General features: G+C 52.7%; 22 protein-coding genes. 5 read left to right on the top strand and 17 right to left on the bottom strand.

The genetic code is table 11. The annotated features are described in order from the left end of the window. Positions 1–69: 69 nt before the first annotated feature. The 13 genes from EPA93_RS10960 to EPA93_RS11020 form a co-directional block, all read right to left on the bottom strand. The gene (locus tag EPA93_RS10960; RefSeq protein ID WP_242527371.1) at positions 70–291 is read right to left on the bottom strand and encodes a TOBE domain-containing protein; all 222 of its coding nucleotides are present in this window, start codon (positions 289–291) and stop codon (positions 70–72) included. 196 nt (positions 292–487) lie between these two features. After that, complete coding sequence (locus tag EPA93_RS10965; RefSeq protein WP_129887346.1) at positions 488–730, bottom strand: hypothetical protein; 243 nt, start codon at positions 728–730, stop codon at positions 488–490. A 2-nt stretch (positions 731–732) separates the two neighbouring features. Further along, positions 733–1,806 (bottom strand): zinc-dependent alcohol dehydrogenase, encoded by a 1,074-nt coding sequence (locus EPA93_RS10970; protein ID WP_129887348.1) that lies wholly within the window; start codon positions 1,804–1,806, stop codon positions 733–735. Positions 1,807–1,963: 157 nt separating this feature from the next. Further along, on the bottom strand, positions 1,964–2,632 hold the full coding sequence (locus EPA93_RS10975) for a class II aldolase/adducin family protein (RefSeq protein WP_129887350.1): 669 nt from the start codon (positions 2,630–2,632) through the stop codon (positions 1,964–1,966). A 59-nt stretch (positions 2,633–2,691) separates the two neighbouring features. Beyond that, positions 2,692–3,327 (bottom strand): histidine phosphatase family protein, encoded by a 636-nt coding sequence (locus EPA93_RS10980; protein ID WP_129887351.1) that lies wholly within the window; start codon positions 3,325–3,327, stop codon positions 2,692–2,694. A gap of 139 nt (positions 3,328–3,466) precedes the next feature. Beyond that, the gene (locus tag EPA93_RS10985) at positions 3,467–4,954 is read right to left on the bottom strand and encodes an FGGY-family carbohydrate kinase (RefSeq protein WP_129887353.1); all 1,488 of its coding nucleotides are present in this window, start codon (positions 4,952–4,954) and stop codon (positions 3,467–3,469) included. A 2-nt stretch (positions 4,955–4,956) separates the two neighbouring features. Beyond that, positions 4,957–5,265: a hypothetical protein gene (locus EPA93_RS10990; RefSeq protein ID WP_129887355.1), complete on the bottom strand. Its 309-nt coding sequence runs from the start codon at positions 5,263–5,265 to the stop codon at positions 4,957–4,959. Continuing rightward, positions 5,246–6,250, bottom strand: coding sequence for a sugar-binding transcriptional regulator (locus EPA93_RS10995; protein ID WP_129887357.1), 1,005 nt, complete (start codon positions 6,248–6,250; stop codon positions 5,246–5,248). The genes EPA93_RS10990 and EPA93_RS10995 overlap by 20 nt, the downstream gene beginning before the upstream one ends. Positions 6,251–6,336: 86 nt before the next feature. Further along, entirely contained in the window at positions 6,337–6,831 is a 495-nt protein-coding gene (locus EPA93_RS11000; RefSeq protein WP_129887359.1) for a PTS sugar transporter subunit IIA, read from the bottom strand. A 150-nt stretch (positions 6,832–6,981) separates the two neighbouring features. Next, positions 6,982–8,028 (bottom strand): NAD(P)H-dependent glycerol-3-phosphate dehydrogenase, encoded by a 1,047-nt coding sequence (locus EPA93_RS11005; RefSeq protein ID WP_129887361.1) that lies wholly within the window; start codon positions 8,026–8,028, stop codon positions 6,982–6,984. Between the two features lie 259 nt (positions 8,029–8,287). Next, the gene (locus EPA93_RS11010) at positions 8,288–8,791 is read right to left on the bottom strand and encodes a hypothetical protein (RefSeq protein ID WP_129887363.1); all 504 of its coding nucleotides are present in this window, start codon (positions 8,789–8,791) and stop codon (positions 8,288–8,290) included. Between the two features lie 307 nt (positions 8,792–9,098). Beyond that, positions 9,099–10,613 (bottom strand): PTS galactitol transporter subunit IIC, encoded by a 1,515-nt coding sequence (locus EPA93_RS11015; protein WP_207229507.1) that lies wholly within the window; start codon positions 10,611–10,613, stop codon positions 9,099–9,101. Positions 10,614–10,716: 103 nt separating this feature from the next. Continuing rightward, positions 10,717–11,019 (bottom strand): PTS sugar transporter subunit IIB, encoded by a 303-nt coding sequence (locus EPA93_RS11020; protein ID WP_129887365.1) that lies wholly within the window; start codon positions 11,017–11,019, stop codon positions 10,717–10,719. 594 nt (positions 11,020–11,613) lie between these two features. Between EPA93_RS11020 and EPA93_RS11025 the strand changes: the two genes are divergently transcribed. The 4 genes from EPA93_RS11025 to EPA93_RS11035 all read left to right on the top strand — a co-directional run bounded on the left by EPA93_RS11025 (position 11,614) and on the right by EPA93_RS11035 (position 14,818). Then, positions 11,614–12,237 (top strand): TetR/AcrR family transcriptional regulator, encoded by a 624-nt coding sequence (locus EPA93_RS11025; protein WP_165423021.1) that lies wholly within the window; start codon positions 11,614–11,616, stop codon positions 12,235–12,237. Between the two features lie 170 nt (positions 12,238–12,407). Further along, positions 12,408–13,307 carry a cupredoxin domain-containing protein gene (locus EPA93_RS11030; RefSeq protein WP_129887369.1) on the top strand — a complete coding sequence of 300 codons (900 nt, stop codon included), beginning with the start codon at positions 12,408–12,410 and terminating at the stop codon, positions 13,305–13,307. A 201-nt stretch (positions 13,308–13,508) separates the two neighbouring features. Continuing rightward, the gene (locus EPA93_RS48295) at positions 13,509–13,673 is read left to right on the top strand and encodes a hypothetical protein (RefSeq protein ID WP_165423022.1); all 165 of its coding nucleotides are present in this window, start codon (positions 13,509–13,511) and stop codon (positions 13,671–13,673) included. 158 nt (positions 13,674–13,831) lie between these two features. Then, positions 13,832–14,818 carry a quinone oxidoreductase family protein gene (locus EPA93_RS11035; protein WP_207229508.1) on the top strand — a complete coding sequence of 329 codons (987 nt, stop codon included), beginning with the start codon at positions 13,832–13,834 and terminating at the stop codon, positions 14,816–14,818. Between the two features lie 111 nt (positions 14,819–14,929). Here the strand turns inward: EPA93_RS11035 and EPA93_RS11040 are convergent, their stop codons facing one another. Continuing rightward, the gene (locus tag EPA93_RS11040; RefSeq protein ID WP_129887371.1) at positions 14,930–15,937 is read right to left on the bottom strand and encodes a helix-turn-helix transcriptional regulator; all 1,008 of its coding nucleotides are present in this window, start codon (positions 15,935–15,937) and stop codon (positions 14,930–14,932) included. Between the two features lie 294 nt (positions 15,938–16,231). Between EPA93_RS11040 and EPA93_RS11045 the strand changes: the two genes are divergently transcribed. Next, on the top strand, positions 16,232–16,831 hold the full coding sequence (locus EPA93_RS11045) for a TetR/AcrR family transcriptional regulator (RefSeq protein WP_165423023.1): 600 nt from the start codon (positions 16,232–16,234) through the stop codon (positions 16,829–16,831). Between the two features lie 18 nt (positions 16,832–16,849). Here the strand turns inward: EPA93_RS11045 and EPA93_RS11050 are convergent, their stop codons facing one another. The 3 genes from EPA93_RS11050 to EPA93_RS11060 form a co-directional block, all read right to left on the bottom strand. Continuing rightward, the gene (locus tag EPA93_RS11050; protein WP_129887375.1) at positions 16,850–18,079 is read right to left on the bottom strand and encodes a cytochrome P450; all 1,230 of its coding nucleotides are present in this window, start codon (positions 18,077–18,079) and stop codon (positions 16,850–16,852) included. A gap of 82 nt (positions 18,080–18,161) precedes the next feature. Further along, positions 18,162–18,791: a TetR/AcrR family transcriptional regulator gene (locus EPA93_RS11055; RefSeq protein WP_129887377.1), complete on the bottom strand. Its 630-nt coding sequence runs from the start codon at positions 18,789–18,791 to the stop codon at positions 18,162–18,164. A 359-nt stretch (positions 18,792–19,150) separates the two neighbouring features. Beyond that, positions 19,151–20,689, bottom strand: a complete 1,539-nt coding sequence (locus EPA93_RS11060; protein ID WP_207229509.1) for an MDR family MFS transporter — start codon at positions 20,687–20,689, stop codon at positions 19,151–19,153. Between the last annotated feature and the right edge of the window lie 40 nt (positions 20,690–20,729).

The raw sequence follows: 20,729 nt of genomic DNA on the forward strand, positions 1-20,729 counted from the left end.
ATGTTATTGTGAGCAGACGAATGCTCCCTTGGTAGCAACAAAGGAGCATTGAGAGCGTTGTATGATGAGCTACTCCTCGTTCCTACCCAACATGACCTCTGTTGATTTAATAATTGCCACGACAGCCTCACCCTCTTTGAGATTGAGCGCTTCAATAGAGGTTCGCGTGATAGCAGAAACGATCTCTTGCCCATCTGGAAGGGTCATAATGACTTCACCCATAACTGCTCCCAGTTTGATGGATTTAACAGTGCCCCGCAGCTGGTTGCGGGCGCTAAAGCGCATGGTCATACTGATTTCCACTTCCTTTCTGGAATGAAGGTCCCTCAAGCAAACTGCTCAGGAGCTAAGATACGTTTTTCTCTCGCTCTGAGAAGTATACACGCAAGATTCAGCGTCCTTGTTTCAGGGAACAGACCATCATCTCTTCCTCTTCATATGAGGCCTTGTAGCAGATTAAATAGCCCTGTCCTTTGCTGATTGCCTGCTAAATTTGTAGCGTGCCAGGCTGATGAGTAGTTATGGCGCTGGTGATCGATGACGTGAAGCTGCCAGGGAATAGAGCCTGGCTTCTCACAAGAGTAGAGGAAGTGGAGGTAGCCCGGGCCATCAGAAACAGCCTGATGACGCCGGGCCGGCGAGAGACGGGAAAGTGACGAACAAAGCGTGCCAGGGCGAGCTCGCAAGGGGAGAAAGCCCGGCCGGCAACTACTTTGTCGTCGGCCATCATGGCTACTTTGAAGTTGCCAGCGCTCCAAGTGGAGCAGGCGTTCCTTCAGGCGGCACGATGGCATATTTAATGCCGCGCTGCTGGCCAACCAGTTCCAGAGCGTTGACGGCTTCAGAAAGTGGCTTATTGGCGGTGATATAGTCGCGTGCTCGCACCTTACCGCTGCAGATCAGGTCAAAGGCCAGCTTGACATGTTTGGGGGTATGATGGAAGATACCTTTGATGGTCAGTTCGCTATAGTGCAGCAGTACCGTATCAACGCTAATGCTCGTGCCAGATTTGGCCCCACCAAAGAGCAGGACAAGCCCACCCTTGCGCGTCATGCGAATCGTCTTCTCCCACACCTCGGGCAGGCCCACGGCCTCGATAGCGATATCAACTCCGCGCCCTTCATCCGTGAGCGCCAGTACCGCCTCAACCTGATCGGCTACCTGGCTCACATTGATGGTCTCGGCGGCCCCAAAATGGCGCGCGGCCGCCAGGCGCTCCTCGCTGAGGTCACAGGAGATGACCCGTGCTCCCTGCAAGGCTGCCAGGTTGGTAAACATCAATCCAATCGGGCCGGCTCCATTCACAACTACCGTATCGCCCAGCTGCACATTGACCTCATCAACGCCATGCACAGCACAGGCTAGCGGCTCAAGCAGTGCAGCTTCAGCAAAGCTCAAATGATCGGGTAGCACATAAGTATTGCGGCGCACGATGCGCTCTGGAATCACAATATACTCTGCATACGCACCATTAAGATAATTGAGATTCTCGCACATGCTCTCGCGATGGATGCGACAATAATAGCATTCGCCGCAGGGAGCGCTATTGACCGCCACTACGCGTTGGCCTACCTGAAAGCGTTCCACGCCTTCGCCTACAGACACGATCGTGCCGGAGAACTCGTGACCAAAGGGACTGGGCAGCGTCTTAAAGATATTTGGGTGGCCACGCCGATAGGTCTTGAGATCGGTACCGCAGGTAAGCGCTGTTCCAATCTTTACCAGCAATTCTCCAGAGCCTGGCTGAGGTACCGGTACGTCTTCCAGGCGTGCATCTCCCGGCTGATAAAAGACGAATGCTTGCATTATTTTCCTCCTGATCTGCGTTAGGAACAATTATAGGTACAGGATGGTAGAAAACCAGCGACAAACGGCTGAGCCTGATGAGTAGGACAGCTATTGTATGTATGCTACACTGGACAAAGCCATATTTCCAGTGTAGCATGCTGCCTGGCAAGCAAATTTAAGAATTGCTGGGCTCCAGTTCCTTCTTCCCATAGTGCTGGGTCCAGAATTTATGCAACTTATCCACCTCATCGGCAGGCAAGTGAACCGGCTCACCAAGCTGTTTGGCGATCGAATAAACCTTTGCGCTATCCTCTAGTGCGTGGGCAATGGAGAAGGTGAGCGCCAGGTTAACTCCCACGACCATCACACCATGATTGCCCCAGATCACGGCTGAACGCTGACCCAGCGTATCAGCAACCAGCTCGGCGAACTCTGGCGTTCCAGACATGCGGTAGGGCGCTATCGGTACTTCGCCACCCAGGCAAAGCGCCGATTCGGCCAGGATCATCGGGAAAGGCTGATAGATCACTCCGAAGGCGGTTGCATAGGGCGAATGCGTGTGCATGACGCAGTTGATGTCGGGGCGGCGACGCAGCACAAGCGTATGTAATGGCGTCTCAACAGAGGGTTGCCACTTGCCCTCAAGCGGATTGCCGTTCGCATCCACAACAGTAATATCTTCGGCCTGCAACTGTTGATAGTCGGCTCCGCTTGGCGTGATACAGACCATCCCGGTCTCTGGATCGCGCGCGCTTAAGTTGCCCTGGGTGGCACGCACGAGTCCACTATCCTGCATTTTTCTCGCGTAACGGGCAACCTCGGCGCGTAATTCAGGCAATAACATGTGATACTCCTTTTATTTGTTGGGCGCTAGTATATTGACAACGTTCCATGTATGTTGATTTAAGCAATGTTTTCAAGGTGACTTATGTCGTTATAGCGAATCAGGCGCACCCGATCGCCAACGATACGCAATTCAGAGAGGCTGGCAGTATCCAGATCCAGGCTGCGGGCGCTGGATAGCGGCATCTCTAGAATATGGCTGGCTACCAGGCGCAGGAGCGTTCTATGTGCGACAACAAGAATACTCTGACCGGCATGGGTTGCTAATAACTCGAAAAAGAGCGGCATGGCCCGGGCGATCACGCCTTGTTGCGTTTCCCCTCCGGTTGGGCGTGCCAACCATGAGCCTCGCTGCCAGAGAGCAATAGCTTCCGGCTCCTCCTCGATTAGCTCGCTGCGCCGGCGATTTTCCCAGGCTCCAAAATCCATTTCGCGCAGCTCCTTGCGCGTGCGAAGCGGCAAGCCAAGGGCGGTGGCGATTGGTTCAGCCGTCTGTTGGGCACGCAATTGCGGGCTACAATACAACACATCGATCTGCTCGCGGCTCAGGCGCCTGGCTAGCTGTTGAGCCTGGGCCTGACCGGCCTCAGAGAGCGGAACGTCGATTGAACCGGTAAAAATATCGTGACGGCTCGTTGGTGTCTGGCCATGTCGCACAAGCAGTAAGCGTGTGCTGACCGGCTGCTCAGAACTCATGTAAAGCTCCTTTGGAACCTTGTGTAAACTTTGTCTATAGCCAGGATACAATATTCAAGTGCGTATTTTCACCTGGCCATTTGCCCTGCTGGCTTCTCGCCCGCAGCGCGTGCTGATCTGGCCGCTAAGCTCCTGGGCTTCAAGCGAGATAGCCGCGCTGGCGTAACTCATCTTTGAAACGTGAGTAGCGTTCCTCATATTGGGAAATCCAGGCAGGATCTGGCTGCACTTCCTGACTGATCTGTACCATAGCCCTGGTAGCGCTACCCAGATCTGCGTGTAAACGTCCTGCAGCCGCTAGCACTGCTACGCCCATCGCGGGATCGGCGATCGCGGGTACAACAAAGGGACGCTGGCTGACCGAGGCGCGAATGCGTAACCAGAGCTGGCTTTGCGAGGCCCCGCCAACCGCGCGAATAGCTCCCTTAACTGGCGCACCAAGCTCACCAACCACCTCAAAGGCCAGGCGTTCAACTAAAGCCACACCCTCCAGTGCCGCCGCGTAAGCTAGCTCGGCGGGTATATCCACGGAACCGGCAGGGGCAATCTGGAAGCCCTCAGCCTGTGGGGCAACGAAAGGAAAGCGTTCGCCACGCCGCACTAAGGGATAGCTGAGCAGATTTGTGGGCAAGAGAGAAGCGGCGCGGCCATCGTAAGCGGCGAGATCCACATTAGCAAAGTTGCGCGCCAGCACTTCTCCACCCGTACTGCTGGCCCCACCCGGCAGCCAACCCCGCTCAGGGTGACGGTGGCAGTACAGGCGCCCTTGCTTATCCTTAATCAGCGTAGCGCTCACGCCCTTAATTGTTAGAGTCGTGCCCAGCGAAGAGACCCAGGTCCCGGGCTCACTGGCCCCGGCCGCAAACTGCGAGGCGCAACCATCGGTCAGGCCGGCCACGACAAGCATATTGGCATTCAGACCAAGCTCGGCCGCGACTTCAGGGCGCAAAGGCGCGATAGGCGTTCCGGGAGCTACGATGCGGGGCAGTCGCTCGGCGGGGCTGGATAGTATGTGGGACAGAGCATCCGGATAGCTATCGCTGAGCAGATCGTAACCTGTTTTCAGCACATTCGTATAGTCGCTGATCCCCCAGACGTCGGTCAGCCTGCCTACCAGGTAATCGGCCTGGTGGGCAACCATGGCCGTGCGTTCCCAGGTTTGCGCCTCATGTCTGGCCAGCCAAAGCAGTTTGGGCAGGGCAAAAGAAGCATTAAAGCGATAGCCCATACTCTCAGTCAGCTCAGCCAGTTGCGTGTTGCAGATTGCCACCTCGTCTACAGCCCGGGCATCGCTATACATCAGAGCGGGCCGCAGGGGCTGATGGGCCGCATCGAGCGGAACGAAGGTTCCCGATGTGCCCGATACGCAGAGCGCTACACCGCCCTCGACAGCTATATTGGCGGCACGCAGCTGCGCACTGAGCTGAGCCAGGGCGCGCGCTGTTGCCTGCCACCATTCCTCCGGCTGCTGCTCAAAGGTTTTTGCGGCCGTAAGCAGCGCTTGCGCGGGTAACGGAACCGAGGCACGGGCCAGAACCGCTCCCTCAGCCGTCACCGCCAGGCAGCGCACGCCTTGCGTTCCCATATCCAGGCCGATAACATAACGTGGATTGCCCTTTGTCACCATGATCAGGCCAGCTTCTTTAAGTATTTACTGCCGTCTTTTTGCTCAATGGCGCGGAATGGCGTCTCCTCGCCTTTATCCAGCGCATCGCACAGAAAGCGTAACCCGCGCTCGCCAAGCGTGGCCAGTAACGTGGCCCCTGAGCGTGTCCCGAGTGCCGTCTGCGTGATACCGTAGTAACTAGTCCATTTGCGCTCATCAATATTGATCTCATAGGTATATTCGAGAGCTGTCGTAACGATTTTCGATCTATCGTAAACAATACGGTAAGTTCGACCATTGCGAGCCGTATAGTTACTCGTTTTTGCTGCCATTGTGCTGTTTTTTCCCTCCATTGTGATTGTAGGGCGCTACGGAGATAAGATATCTCGCCGTGGCCTCATCAGTAATCAGCGTCGTGATATAATTTCCGCGCAGCAGAGCTAAAAGCATGGCGTGCTTGACGCTTCCTCCGCCAATGCAGATGCGCTCTGGAATAGTCAGTAAATGCTCAAGAGGCAGGCTGATTGGGGTGAGCCTGCCATGCAAATTGAGAGCGCAGCCGTGGCGATCTAAGAAGTGTCCAAGCAGGTCGCCAACCGCGCCTTGATCGCGTAGCCAGAGGCGCTCCTCGCGGCTAATCGCATTCACACTTTCTAGCGTTGATTTCTCTGTCAAATCTCCCGCGCCAAAGAGCGCAATGCGGGCCTTTGTCGCCACGCGTAGGGTATCCTGCAGGGTCTCTTCGCGCAAGAGCAGGGACGCAACCTCTGGATCGCGCACAAACACAGGCGCCTGTAATGTATATACAGAGGCTTGCAGGCGTTGCCCTAAACGAAAGGCGATATCATAGGGGCTGGCCGTATGGATGCCTCCCTGTACCCCTCCCAAAATAGAGGCCACCGTCAAATCCTGCTGGGGCTGGAGAGGAAGCTGATCAATCGCATATCCTAGCGTCGTGCCCCAGGTAACAGCAATGATGTCGCCTTTGGTGGGAGTAAAAGCCGGAGCCAGCTCGCCTGCTAAGGCTTTTTTCTGCTCAGTCTCATTGGCAATAGTTTGTACCAGGCGTACGTTGCGCAGATTATAGCTCTGATACCGGCTCTGCAGCTGCTCTGCTAGAGATAGCAGATGCACCGGAGCATTGATTTTAATCTGGATCAAGCCTTGAGCTTTGGCTTCTTTCAATAAGCGTACGACGCGTGAACGGCTCATGCCAAGCTTATGGGCTATCTCATCTTGCGTATGATCTCGCTCATAGTAAAGCCAGGCGCAACGGACAATCTCGTCCTGTGTATAGCGCGAAGCACGTACGTGCATAACGCTGCTCCTCCCTGTTGTTGAAATCGCGTCCCTGTCACAAACGAAGAGGACAGAGCTGCAGAACGGCCACGAGCCAGTAAGCGTTACGCCTCAACGACGAAGTTGGCAAAGACCTGATCTAGCAGAGCTGCAGCAGCCTCGGGAGACTTTTGTTCAATAATGGTGTTGTAAAAGCCCGGTTGTTGCAAGGCGGTAGTGACGGCGCTCAGGAAGATCAGTTGATCTCCTGCGGCAGCCAGAACAGGGAAGATTGCCAATTGGCAATCTAGCGTTTGCGATGAATCGTCCATGGCGAGAAAGGGCAAAGGTTTTTCGACAAGAGCCATAACGAGAGCCGAATGAATCACATGCTCGGGATCAATATGGGGCAAGGCTACCGAGAAGTCACCAAAGTCAAGCCCGGTTGGATACTCTAGCTCACGCTGCTTGACTGCTTCAAGATAGGTTGGATGGACCCATCTCCGGGTGAGTAGTTCTTTATAGACGATTGCAAACAGGTCGTCTTTACTCTGCGCCGGTAGGTGCCAGAGAATGAGAACAGGCATTGTAGTACCATTAAGCGTTGTGTGAAATTCCATATATCTTGTCTCCTGAGCGTGACTTGCTCTGCAATAAATAGTGTAAAGGTTCGCCGCTACACATGAATATTGCACAGGGAAAAGCGATAAATCCCCAGCGGGAAGCCCATCCCCTCTATTCTTTTAGCCATAGAGCTTGCTAATAGATAATCAGGCTGGTAGCGCGGCTCTGCTGAGCGTTTCCACGAGATGAGCCTCGCCGCTTAGAATAGCCTGTATAGCGCTGAGTAGCGGATAATCGGCTGTGACTAGCTGTCCTGCATTCACAAGTTGTGCGGCAAGTTCCACCGCATAGCGAGCTGCCGCTACGCCTTCAACGGTTTGTTGTAGACGGCGCATAGTGGCTAGGGCTGTAGCGATGGATTCGCCACGACCCAGGCGCTCGCCAAGCACGCGATTGCGTCCCGAGGTAGCCGTGACTTCCAGATCGCCGGCTCCCGCTAAGCCCGTAACTGTCTCGCTGCGCCCTCCCAGGGCCTGGGCGATCCGGGCCATCTCCACAATGGCCTGGGTAAAGATTGCCGACTTGAGATTATGCCAGGGATGCTTGCTTGCCTCTTCCAGGCCTATGCAGATGCCCAGGGCAATCGCATAGGTGTTCTTGAGTGCGGCGGCGACTTCAAGACCGACGACATCATCGGTAAGGCAGAGTCGATAGTTCTCAGTTTGCAGAAGAGCACGACAGAGAGTGAGCGCTTGCTGATTCTCGCTGCCATAGACTGTGGCTGTTGGCCAGCCGGCGGCGACTTCATTGGCTTTGCACGGTCCCCCAATTGCTACAATTGGGCAACTTTCGCGCAGATGAGGGGGAAGTGCAGCTGTGAGCAAAGTAGGTAGCAGGCGAATATGCTGAGTTGCATCGTAGCCAAAGCCTTTGCTGACCATCAAGAGCGCTTGACCCGGACGTAGATATGGTACTGCCCGCTGCAGAATGGAAACGACGCCATCAGAGGTAATTGCCAGTATGACAACATCAGCATCCGTGAGCGCGGCCTCTATATCCGGCGGATCATAGAACTGGAGGCCCGGAGCCAGGTGTATGCCTAAGCGTGGGTGCGGCTTGTTAGCGCGCAACTCGGTGAGCAGCTCGCTATCAAATTCGGTGCCCCAGAGGCGCACTTCATGCCCATTCTGAATTAGCGGTGTAGTAAGAGCAGAGCCCATGGCTCCTGCCCCAAGAATTGTGATTCTGTGCATAATACCTTTATGAGTTACCAGTATGCCTTTGGTTTTTGCTAGTTGATTTTTTGTGCTAATTACTTCCGGCCCGGCGTTTCTAGCAGGAGGGATGGGAGACTGATGCCGATCCCCAGGCCTGCGACGCGTCGGCCGCTTGCCCCTTTCCTATTCTCTGATATGGAATTTTTTGCGGGAAAGAGGATGCTTCGTGCAACATCTCGCCAAGGTTAAATGGTCCAGCTCAGCAAACGGCAAGGCAAGTTCTGCCCCGCCATACTTAGCGGTACGCGGGCCGTTTCTGGCGTGTTCGCCCTGACTGACTACGTTGTCTTGGACGAGCCGAGCGTGTCGGACGAGGCGATGGTGCTGCCGCGCTGACAACATTTCTGGGCCGTCTTATGATGCGCGTAATGAGTCGCTCTATCCCGGCTACTGTAAAGCCCGCTGGCTCGCGTAAGCCATCAGCTGTAGCGCGTTGCGTCCAGAGCCCTCGTTTGGTTGGCATAAAGCGTATGGTTGCCGCAGCTTCATTCCAGCGCGGTTCGAGGGCCTGCAAGATGCGCTCTGGGGTCTGAGCATCATCGGGATCATATTGCGGAAGGATCTCGGTCACCCAGATGCGTAAACGAGAACGCATACGCGAAACACTACGTAGTCCTACGAACACGACTATCATCCAGGCGAGCACAAGCAAGCTAGCCTGTACCTCGTGATTGAGATAGAGTGCCTCAAGGGCACGGCCAGGAGCGCCCAGCATGAGATCGATGATTATCTTGAACATTGTAGTTCCCCATAGTCAACAAGATCGCGGCGCATTCGCAAGATCGCGACGTATTCGCTAGAGCGTGACGCGACACGAAAACAAGAGCCCTTGATGGCTTTCCTAAAAAACTAATCTTCGACTGCCAGCGTTTCAGCGCTGCCCTTGCTGGGCGAGATGGCAGAAGCCAGTCTTGCAGCTCACCTCCGCATTATGGCCAGCAGGCTAAAGGAGGCAGTCCACCAGGGTACTTGCCAGGTTGTCATCTCTACCGGGTAAAGTAAAGTGACCCCTGGTGGCTGCTTGCCAGCGGTTAAGCTGCTTCGCCTCAGGAACTGGCTATTGCTTCATCCCCGCTATCAAATGCTCCAACCTCCTCTTCCATCTCGAAAGATGCCTCATCTTCTTCCTTGACATAGAGGTGCTTGTCATCCATGCCGGGGACATGATTGCGCGCATAGTTGAAGAAGAGCACATAACACACGATGGTAAAGACCACCCATAACGCAGTCCAGATCAGGAAGACCGGGCCATTTGCGCCAAGCTGGTTCAGCGAGAAGCCAAAGACCAGAATGAAGGGTAGAATATGCGAGCCCGAGTCAATACTGGAGATCGCGGACGCACCCTGCGGGATGGTAAAGTGCGCACCCTTGGCTAGCTCAAGCGTCATGGGGGCCAGGAACGTCGCAATAGATAGAATACCTGTCATATAGATGGTGGCAATGATTACGCCACGCACCACGTTACCACGTGACCAGGTATTGGCCCAGATTACTGTGAAGGGCAGTACAGCCAGATCGGTAAAGGGCAACATGCGGTTCAGGCCCAGGAAGCTCATCCCGATTGCCAGGACCAGGGTAATCGGCACCATGATCAAGGCCACCGTCATGTTGTTGGCAAAACCAACCACGATGGCGGCGTCGAGTCCGATATAGAGCTCACGGCCGGGGAAGCGCTCGCTAATAAAAGTCTGCGCACCTTCAGAGAGCGGAACCAGACCTTCCATCAGGATCGCAACCATGCGCGGCAGGACCAGCATAACCGCGCCCAGCGAGATAGCTGTGGTCAGGATATGGCCAAAGGCCTCACCGAAGTTGGTGCCAAGGCCAGGATAATAGGCAAGAATACCAATGAGCAGACCCAGGACCAGGCCAACAATCATTGGCTCGCCGACTACGCCAAAGCGCTCCTGAATGGTGCCGGTGTCTGCGTGAAGCTTGTTAAGGCCAGGAACGCGGTCGATAAGTTTGTTGAGGGTCCAGCCTATGGGCGCCAGGTCAACAGTCTCCGTGTGAGGAAGTGAGATGCCGGGCAGTCCATAGTAATCCTGCGTGATTGGGGCTGTCAGGTCCGCAAGTTTAAGAACGATCAGTTCGGTAATCAGCGAAAGGGCGATGGCGATAAGCAGATTGTTAGTGATAACGTAGACAAAGGCCGCGGTAAAGATAAAGTGCCAGTAATTCCACATATCGACATCAAGCGTTTTAGTAAACCTGACTACGATGAGGATCAGGTTCAAAATAATGCCGAGTACGAAAATCCACGGAACGACCGAGACTGTTCCGAAAGAGATGGCGGCGGCAACTGGCCAGCCAACATCAACGACGTCGAGGTGGACGCCTGTATTCTCGACCATCGCCTTGGTGGCGGGTCCAAGGGTAGATGACATCAGGCCAATGACGAGGTTGATAGCGATGAAACCGATGCCGATGATGATAGCCGACCGTATTGAGCGGTTGAAGGGCATACGGAAGACCATACATAAGATAAAGACAATGATGGGCATCATCACGCTAGGGCCGAGATCCAGGATGTATTGAATTACTCCCATGACGGCAGACATGGCTTTTCTCTCCTTTCCCCAGATTGGTGGGGATAAAAAGATCCTGCTGCGAATTCGCCCGGCGAATTCGCAGGTGCTAGGCATGAATCAGGTATGCTCTGAACTAACTAGAGGAGACAGTTTTCAGATAGGCTGCCACATCGTCGGCAAGCTTGTCCGCTCCCACGCCACTGAGTAAGGGTAGCCCATTGAAGACTTTCATGGGAACCTTGACAGAGATCTGCGTGGTGGAGATAACTGCGTGTGGTCGATAGCTTGAGATTTTACTTACCACCTCTGCGGCTTTGCAGGATGTGGTAGTTACCTCAATACCGCGTGCCTTAAGGAGCCGTTTGATTTTGTCTGCTGCTAACGTTGAGGTTGCGATACCGGTGCCACAACTTACGAGGATGCGTAGAACGGGCATAGAAAGAGACCTCCTACTTTGGAATCCTATGTTCAGCGTCTATGACTGAGCCCCGCCTGAGCCATCGCGCTTGTGCTGTACAGGCAGTCGGGTGGGCGCTAATAGTACGAACTATGTTTGCGACTGCTTCTATTCTCGTACGTTCTTGTGTTGTGTGGCGATGGCGCATACAATAAAGATAATAAAAACTCCTTCCCGCTTGCTAAACGCGCTGCGCCAGATTCTCTGTGGCTGCTGTGTATACTAGATAGCACAATATCTTGTGTATCTGAGAGCTGTGCCATTAGGATAGACCAAACAGAGAAATGCACAAATGTTCACTGGGTGGAAAGTTGTTCGTTACTACCAATAGTAACTATTTACCAGGATATTGTCAAGCCCTGCGGAACTGGCGGGGCCGCTCAGTTCTCCTATTTTACTCTACCAAATGGCCCGGAAAGCAGGGTTGGTGAGCGGGCAATCCCTAGCTTGAGCTAAAATCTTAGCACTTATGTATCCTCATCTACTTTGCATTTTAATCAAGTGATTGACCAAATGGATTTTGTATGCTATTATTTAATCAATCACTTGATTGATAGAAGGGAAAGCACATATATGTTGGATGATGCTGATAAGCAAGGGGAGAAAGCATATACTACGCATGGAGATGAACGCAAGCGCTCGTTAGTGCTGGCAGCATATCAGTTGATTGCCGAAAGAGGATTTGAGGAATTACGCACGCGCGAGGTGGCGAAGCGCGCGGGAGTTAATATTGCCACATTGCATTATTACTTTGCGCGTAAAGAGGATCTGATTGCAGAAGTGGTAGCTTATTTGCTTGCATTGTTTAGGTCAATGGGAGTAGAGGAAGGGGAAATGGAAGATGCAACACCTCTGGAACATTTACGCTTGATGTTCTTGAGTCTGCAGAAAAGTACACAGGAGTCTCCCGAGATGTTTGTAGTACTGGCAGAGCTAGTTCTGCGCTCTTTGCGTGATCACTCGATTCAGAGTGCTCTGCTGCAGATGGATGATGAGTGGCGCAAGTATTTGCGCTGGGTGATTGGTATGGGGATAGGACAAGGGGAGTTCAGGCAAGGCTTGGATGTGGAGAAAACGGTTGATGAAATCATAGTAATACTAAAAGGCGCAACCTACCATCAGATAGCAACGAGGCGAGAAGTGGATTTCTTGGGATTTTTGGAGGATGTAAAGCGGATATTGACTTCACCTGAGTAGGGAAGGGATTTAGCGCGAGGAAAAATCCTTCAGATGGATCTCTAATTAGTTTGTATACATAGCCAGGAGCGGTTGTTGAGAGGCCTGGTTATTGGCAAATTTTGTCCTTACATCAGTACATGCGTAAGAAAGTATGTCTAAAAGAAAATGTAAGAAAGGATGTATAAGCTATGAACGAAGGAAAATCGGAGCAAGGAAAATCGGTAAGTCGAGCTCTACATGCTCAGCACGCGTTTTCTCGCCAATCGCTTTCCGCCTTTAGCAAAATTGTTATCGTTGCCCTCAGCGGGGCGGCGGCAGCAAGCTTTATCCTTGCGGTCGTCGTTGGGTTTCCAGACAATAATGCGCTGCTCTTTGTAACTATGGGCCTGATAATCACAGCGGGCCTTGCTGTAACCGGGTTTCGTTGGATGCCACCTGTTATCACGCTTGTGAATGGTATCTTTCTCTACGAAATGACAACCCAGCCGTATGTTGCCTATCATTTGTCAAATCCTAAAACAGGAGGGTTCGCTAATTTTGTCCTGGATCTCGTAATTATTGCCTTCGTGTTCGTTGCCTTTGGGGCTGCCATAGGGGCTACAATTCAGCTCTATCGCCCGGATAAGCAACAGGTTCCGCGCTGGCTTCCAGCAGCCTTGACGGGCGTAGCAGGGATTGTCATCGGCGCGCTTTTCATTGCCTCTATCGCACAAACGGGTTCGGCGGCGCGAGCTGCCAATACAATGGTGAGACCGGCGGGTACAACGGTAGGAGCGACTACTACAACTGGTAATAGCAGCCTTGCGACCGTGCATATGAGTGCTGCCAACTTTGATCAGCCATCCGTTACGCTTTCTAAGGGGGCAAAATTGCGGCTGGTAGATGATACATCCATTCCACATGTTCTAGCCAACGGAACCTGGCAGAACGGTGTCCCCAAGCCAGCAGTTGAGCCGGGTGCACCTCTTATCAATCAGGTACAAGTTAACGGTAACAGTGTAGACATCGGACCATTTACTACAGCCGGCACTTATCACATCTATTGCCCTATCCATCAAGGGATGAATCTGACTGTAGTTGTACAGTAATATGGAATGCAGTTAGTCCTACAAGCCTCCTATCAGCTATTGAGGCTGATAGGAGCGTCAATCTGAGCTGATTTACTGCTCATAGCTAATGTCCACTGACCCTGGTCAGGCGCTATAAAAAGGCTGTCAGGTATTGGAATGTGTTGATAGTTATGAGATATAATACAGGTAATAAGCTTAAGTTGTGAAAGAGAGGGCACGATGTTTGGTATTCTTATCGAGCTTTGTGAGGCCGTTATCGAGTTTATGCTAGAGATGCTTGTCGATATTTGTGTAAGAGGAATGCGTAGCCTGGGTAGAGGGCGCAGAAGGCGCAGGCCTGCTGAGATGCTCGTGATCCGTGGCAAAAGCTTGTGGGATAAATAGTCAAGCTAAAACCGCATGTATGAGCTTGCGTTTCGCTAATGGATTGTGGCTGCATAGAGGCTATGAGGAGGTAATCTAAGCGAGCACTAAGCGCTGGCCTGACGAGTGCTTGTCTGTGACCACTTTAGAAGACGAAGATTTGGAAGGTAAGGAGCGGCATGATGAAAGCTGCCTATATTGAGCAACCAGGTTTGGCCCAGCAAATACGCTATGGAGATCTTGCGATGCCTATAGTTGGAGAACGTGACGTCCTGGTCAAAGTGCTTGCTGTGACTGTCAATGCTGTTGATACTTACATTCGTAGCGGTCAATATCAGATCCAGTTGCCATCTCCTTTTATCATTGGTCGCGACCTTACGGGCGTGGTCGTGGAAGTAGGCCCGGCCGTAACGCGCTTCCAGCCAGGTGAGCACGTCTGGGCAAATAACCAGGGCTATGATGGTCGGCAAGGGACGTTCGCCGAATGTTGTAGCATCGACGAGCAGCTTTTATACCATCTGCCGGCGGGCGTTGATCCCTATGAAGCAGTAACCGTGCTGCACTCGGGCCTTACCGCCGTATCGGGCTTATCTAGGGTTGGCGTGCAGCCGGGGGAGACTATCTTTGTGAACGGCGGCGATGGATCTATTGGGAGCGCAGTTCTGATGATTGCTAAGGCCCTGGGGGCGAAGGTCATTGTCACTTCCGGGGATGAGCAAAAGGCTCATTGGTGCCGCGAGCTCGGCGCCGATCATATAATTAACTATAAGCTGCAGGATATCCATCAGGTGCTCAAGGAGCTTGTGCCTGAGGGCTTGAATATCTACTGGGATGCGACTAAGCGTTTTAGTGCCAGGAAAGCTCTTGAGGTGACGGCTAAACGGGGACGCATAGTTGTCATGGCTGGTCTCAACCACGAGACCGTGTTGCCGGTGGGCACCTTTTATAGCCGTGGTTATACCATGTATGGCTTTACGGTCACCGATGCGAGCACCGCTGAGCTGCGTCGCTATGCCAAACAAATTAATGGTTGGTTGGCAACTGGTGTACTACATGGTCGCATTGCCGAACGCTTGCCCCTGGAGCAGGCGGCCTGGGCTCACCAGATCTATGAGACCCAGAATCTCTTTGGTAAGCTGGTCCTCTCGCCCGAGTGGAAAATGTGATGCTCAGCGAGAGCAGTGGCGTGCAAGAAGGTCTCCTCGCTGCGTTGCGTCAATTACTCCCGCCTGAAGGCAAGAAGCTTGTGTCTTCGCTTCAATTCTAGACCAGAAGCGTTATTGGGCTTTGTGGGTTTCGACGGCCTCTTGCTTGACGTTTTCCTCTGGAGCGGGCTGTGTAAGCGCGGTTTGCCTCATCTCTTCTGCCAGGCGTATCAGGGCGTCGCGCAAGCCTTGTGGCTGATGGATGACAAAGGGAAGATTGAGGCTAATCAGATAGCGAGCAGTTTGGTCAAGGTTATAGGCGTGACCTTGATAGAGTATGCCATTAGGGGTGGCCGAAAACTTACCATAGTAAGCAGGGATTTTCTGTTGCACAGTATACAAGGGAACCTGAAACTCTACCTCAATATAGTCGCCCTCTGGCGCCCTTGCGTGCTTCTCCATAACATAGGCCTGGCAATCGAAGGTCTCATCTTTCTCAAAGGGCTCCTCAAGCAACTTTACATGCTGTATGCGATCAAGGCGGAAGGTTCGATGGTCTTGGCGTAGACAGCAGTAGCCAACCAGGTACCAGTGTCCCTCCCAACCTATGATTGCATATGGCTCGACTTTGCGATGCGTCACCTGATCATAGTGGGAGCGGTAGTCAAGGGCGATACGTTGTTGCTGCCCGATTGCTTCACTGAGGCTGAGCAGCAATGAAATGTCCGGCCGCGTTTCGTTCTGCGGAGAAAAGAAGAACATATGTGAAGAGATGGCGTTCAAGCGTTCGCGGGCGCGAAATGGGAGCACACGCATGACTTTGGCCAGCGCTCCCTCAACGGCTGCTGCTGGCTGTCCGATCTCTAGCCAGGAGGTTCCCAGCAGCCCTAGTATGATCGCCGTAGCCTCCTCTTCTGTAAAAAGCAGAGGAGGAAGTTTAAAGCCGGGTCGTAGCCGATAGCCCCCATGTCGTCCGATGTTGGCCTCGACAGGGATTCCCACGTCCTGTAGATGCGTGATATAGCGGCGCACTGTGCGCACATCCATCTCCAGGCGAGCCGCCAACTCGGGACCCGTGATGGATGGTCTTGACTGCAACAATTCGAGTACGGTGAGAACGCGACTGGTTGGATGGTACATAATATTTTTCAGCTTTCGGGAGTTCTAGGCAACGCTCAGCGCAAAATAAAGGGCTTATCTTGCCCTCCTTTCTGTACTATATGCTGAAATCTCTGTTGGGTCAAGCCTTTCTGGCGCTGGCCCGGGCTTGCCTCTCCTCTTCGCCACCATCAGGCAAAGGAACAAGCAGAATTGGAACATCCTGGCACCTACCAGCATCCATGTAGCTTTTTAGCATTGACAGGCAATTTCAGACTGGGCTATACTTTTGAAATGAGTAAGGATTCACTTCCGCATTGAATGAGGAACGGATATATGCCAGGGGAAACGAAACAACATATTCTAGAAGCTGCTGCCAAGCTCATCGAGGAAAAAGGCCTGGGGCGAGTTACTACAAAGGAGCTATCCAGAGCCACTGGCCTGTCTGAAGGGGCGCTCTACCGCCATTTTGTGGGTAAAGAAGAGGTTCTGCTGGCAGTGGTAGCGCAGAATTTGCCTGAGCTGCAAGCTACGTTTCAACAGCATCTAAGCGGAACCGGAGATCTGCGCAGCGACCTTGAAGCGATTGTCCTGAGTACCATGAATTACTTTACCAGGATTATTCCTCTATGCTCTGCTTTTTTCTCTGATGCTACTTTGCTTGAGCAGTTGCGCGCAGTATTTCAGCGCATCCAGTGTGGGCCCGAGTCGCTCTACGGGGCAGTCGCAGACTGCATTGCTCGCGAACAGGCTGCGGGACGCGTAAATCCTCGCGTCCCGGCCCTCAATATTGCCATAATGCTCTTAGGACCCTGTTTTCAGCAAGCTTTTATGCTCCAGCTCCTTGGCCGCGATCCCCTGGGCAAGAGCCAACAACAATTTGCCCAGGAGCTCATTCAGACCCTCATGCCAACGCTTATGCCCGAGAAGAACTAAAGCGTCCCAGAGCCGCTTTTAGCTCTGTAAGATCATCTCCTTTTGTTCAGAGGGTATAAAAACCACTGGTAAGTGCTTGAAGCCGAACAAGCCGGTCCCCTGGAAGAGCTCTAACGGCTCCTCGCTTGAGATACGTAGCCCTGGCAATTGCTCCAATAACATAGGCAAAGCAATAGAGGCTTCCATGCGCGATAATGGGGCACCAATACAAAAATGGATGCCATGCCCAAAGGCTACGTGTTTATTGGGCGTGCGTGTAATATCAAAACGGTCAGGATCAGGGAATTGCTCTGCGTCGCGATTTGCCGAGGCCAGCCAGGCAAAGATGAATGCTCCCGCTGGAATAGTAACATCTCCTAGCGTGACCTCGGTTTTCGTCATGCGGCCGAGGCGCCAGGCCGGCGAAGCATAGCGCAAAACCTCCTCAATCGCGTTAGGCATAAGCTCAGGCTGAGCCCGTAATTGGGCCAGCGCCTCGGGATGTTCATTGAAGCAACGTACGGCCTGGCCTAACAGGCTTGTTGTGGTAACATGGCCCGCTATTAAGAGGACGATACAGAAGCTGATCGTATCCTCAAGGCTCAAATGCTCGCCGTCTACTTCAGCAGCCAGCAGATCGCTCATCATGTCTACCTGCGGGTGACGGCGGCGCTCTTCAAGCAATTGCTCAAAGTAGTCTGACATTTCATCAAAGGTCTTGTCTAAAGCTTGATCTTCTTGCCGTTCGTCAGACTTAAAAAACTCGCTATCTTTCACCTGCCGGCTGAGTAGAGCATCGGCCCAGGTCTTGAAGAGAGGGCGATCGGAGGTTGGCACTCCCAGCATTTCGGCAATGACTGTGGTAGGCAATGGATTAGCAAAATCGCTTACCAGATCTACCCTACCCTTTGGGCGGATCTCGTTGAGCAGCTCCTGGGTGATAGCGGCAATTCGCCCGGAGAGGCGCGCCAGGGCCTTTGGGGTAAAGGCAGACGAGACGAGACCCCGGTATTGTCGATGATCAGGCGGGTCCATAACCAGCAGGCTGCGCCCTCGTTTTCTGCCGGAGACACTACTTTTTCTTGCGCGCAAATTCCTTTCTGCAGAGAAAAGTGAATAATCTGTAATGACGCGATGGACATCTGTATAGCGGAAGACATGCCAGCAACCGCTGCTTTCATCCAGCCAGACCGGCTGGGTTTCTCGCATCTGTTGGAGCCATTGGTAGTGTTGGCCAACATCCTGTAACGAATGTAATGTATGCAGCATAAGATGGGCTTCCTCTCTATTGATTACCGGCTGATAACATTCATTAAATTCAATGCTGGAAAATTTGCGTGTAAGACCCTGCCTATGATTTGCGCTTGATGCCAGCGAAGAAGAGACGACCTATCTGCTCGACAGCTTCCTCTGCTGTAAGATGATCCAGGGCAAAGCGTTGCTCTTGACCCCTGAGTGCGAGCAGTTGGACAAATGAATAGAGCATCAGACCCGTAGCCATCTCGGGATCAAAAACCCCTTCAGCTTTCCCTTCATCCAGAATAGCCGTGAGCTGGTTCATAATCTGCTCGCGCAGCTCCTTCCATAGCTGTCTGCGCTCTAAAATCTTACGCCGTAGCTCTTCTTCATGGCTCAATAGATGCAGAAGCTGAGGACTAAGCAATTGCTGCTCTACGTGGATAGCGTATAGAATACGCTCAAGTTTATCCTGTGCCGAGATAGGAGCGGCGTCAACCTGCTCGATCAACTGCCCAAACTGCCGGCTTCTTTGCTCGATGAGCGCAAAAATGAGCTCGTCTTTGGTAGAGAAGTGCTGATAGAGCGTTCCTTTAGAGACGCCAGCTCGCTCAGCGATCTCATCCATAGAGGCAGCATGGTATCCCTTCTCGATAATGACTTCTTCGGCTGTTTCCAGGATGAATTCGGCTCGCTTCTGGCGTAGCGTCTCGCGGAGCGAACGCTCAGGAGTACGTGCTGGCATCGGCTGATCATCCTCCTTACAAGGGATTTGAGCCTTTTCAGGCTCACACTATTCTTTTCACTCTAAAATGACTTTCCAGTTCTAAATTTATACTCGAAAGTCAAATTTGTCAAGGGGTTAAGGCAAAAGCTGACAATGTTTCCCTTCGCTTTACAGGAGACGCAAAAACGGGCAGTTGAATGCACAGAGGATGCGTGGTGCATAGTACGATATCGGCAGATTGTGGAGAAGTCTAAAGGAGAAGAGGAGCTCGGTAGCTGAGAAAAGAAGCGATCGCTCTATGCGTGAGTGACCGCTTCTTCTGCTGGCAAATTAGATGAGAAAGACAGTTGATAGGTATGTATGTATGGATTTAGCGGCTAGATGGAGACATCAGCCTGGGTTTGCACATCATCCTCGGCAAAATGTAGCTTCTTGAAATGGCGAGGCGTGATGAGTAAAAGCAGCAGACCCAGGATTGCCGCTACAACCATGCCCCAGAAGATGTTATGCGTTGCGAAGTTGAGCCCATCGCGTACGTAGGCGATAACTTGCGCACTAAAATGGCTGGCCGGACCCAATATATCGGTAACGTCATTAATTGTCGGAGGGATCTGGCTCTTAATCTGTCCGGGAGCATGCAGTATCCAGGCGGCAAGCACTGAGTTTGAGATGCTGCCAAAGACAGCTGTACCTAGCGTACTTCCTAATGAACGTGTAAACATATTCGAAGCTGTAACTACACCGCGCCTGTTCCATTCAACAACCGATTGTACACCTACCAGCGTGGCGGTTGTCGACAGGCCCAGGCCGATACCCATGATAAAGCTGCCGAGCGCTACGATAAGCGCTGAAGCTTTTTCGGGCAGGAATACGAAGTAGATGCCAGAAATGAGACAGAAGGCCATACCGATCAAGGCTGTATCGCGGAAGCCAATCCTGAGATACAGACGAGCAGAGAACGATGAGGCCAGGGGCCAGCCGATAGACATTGTGGCTAGCACAAGACCCGAGAGTGTCGGGCTGAAGCCAAGCACGCCCTGAGCGAAAGTGGGCAAGAAGGTTGTCAGACCCAGCGTTAGTACGCCAGCTATGCCCGCAGCCAGATTTGCTCCTGAGAGGATGCGGCGGCTAAAGACCCATAGTGGCACGATCGGATTCTCGACACGATTTTCCCACCAGCCGAAGGCCACAAGCATAAGTAGGGCAATCACAAAAACCACAAGACTCGGTACGGAAATCCAGTCCCAGCTTACTCCGCCTTCAAGCAAACCGAAGATCAAAAGACCTGTGCCCAGTACTAGTAAGAGGGCTCCGAGCACGTCTATGCGCTGCCGACGTCTCTCGACTTTTTCGTTGAGGCGCAAGCTGATCATCAAGAGCGCTAAAATACCGATAGGGATATTAATGTAGAAGATCCAGCGCCAGGAGGCATATTGGGCAAAAAGCCCTCCCAGGGCGGGACCAATAATGGCACTGATGCCCCATACACTGCTGAGCCAACCTTGAATACGTCCACGCTCTTCTATCGTATAGATATCGCCCACGACTGTGCTACTGAGCGTCTGGATAGAGCCGGCCCCAATGCCCTGGATACCGCGAAAAACGATAAGCGAGACCATACTCCAGGAGAGGCCGCAGAGCATGGAGCCAACAAGAAAGATGATAGTGCCAATAATCAGTAATGGCTTGCGGCCGTAGAGATCGGCTAGCTTACCATAAATAGGATTAGCTACTGTGCTGGTCAGCATATAGATCGAGAAGACCCAGGGAAAAAGCGAGAAGCCACTCAGATCTCTAACAATAGAAGGCACTACAGTTGCTACAATAGAACTATCCATAGCTGAGAGCGCCATCGTTAGCATAAGTCCAATCAGAATCTGCCCCCGTCCCTGCACAATAACAGTATTTTCTTTCATGCTCTCCGTCCTCATCAATTACTCCCCTATTCTAATTCAT

This window comes from Ktedonosporobacter rubrisoli, from assembly GCF_004208415.1.
Taxonomy (GTDB): Bacteria; Chloroflexota; Ktedonobacteria; order Ktedonobacterales; family Ktedonobacteraceae; genus Ktedonosporobacter; species Ktedonosporobacter rubrisoli.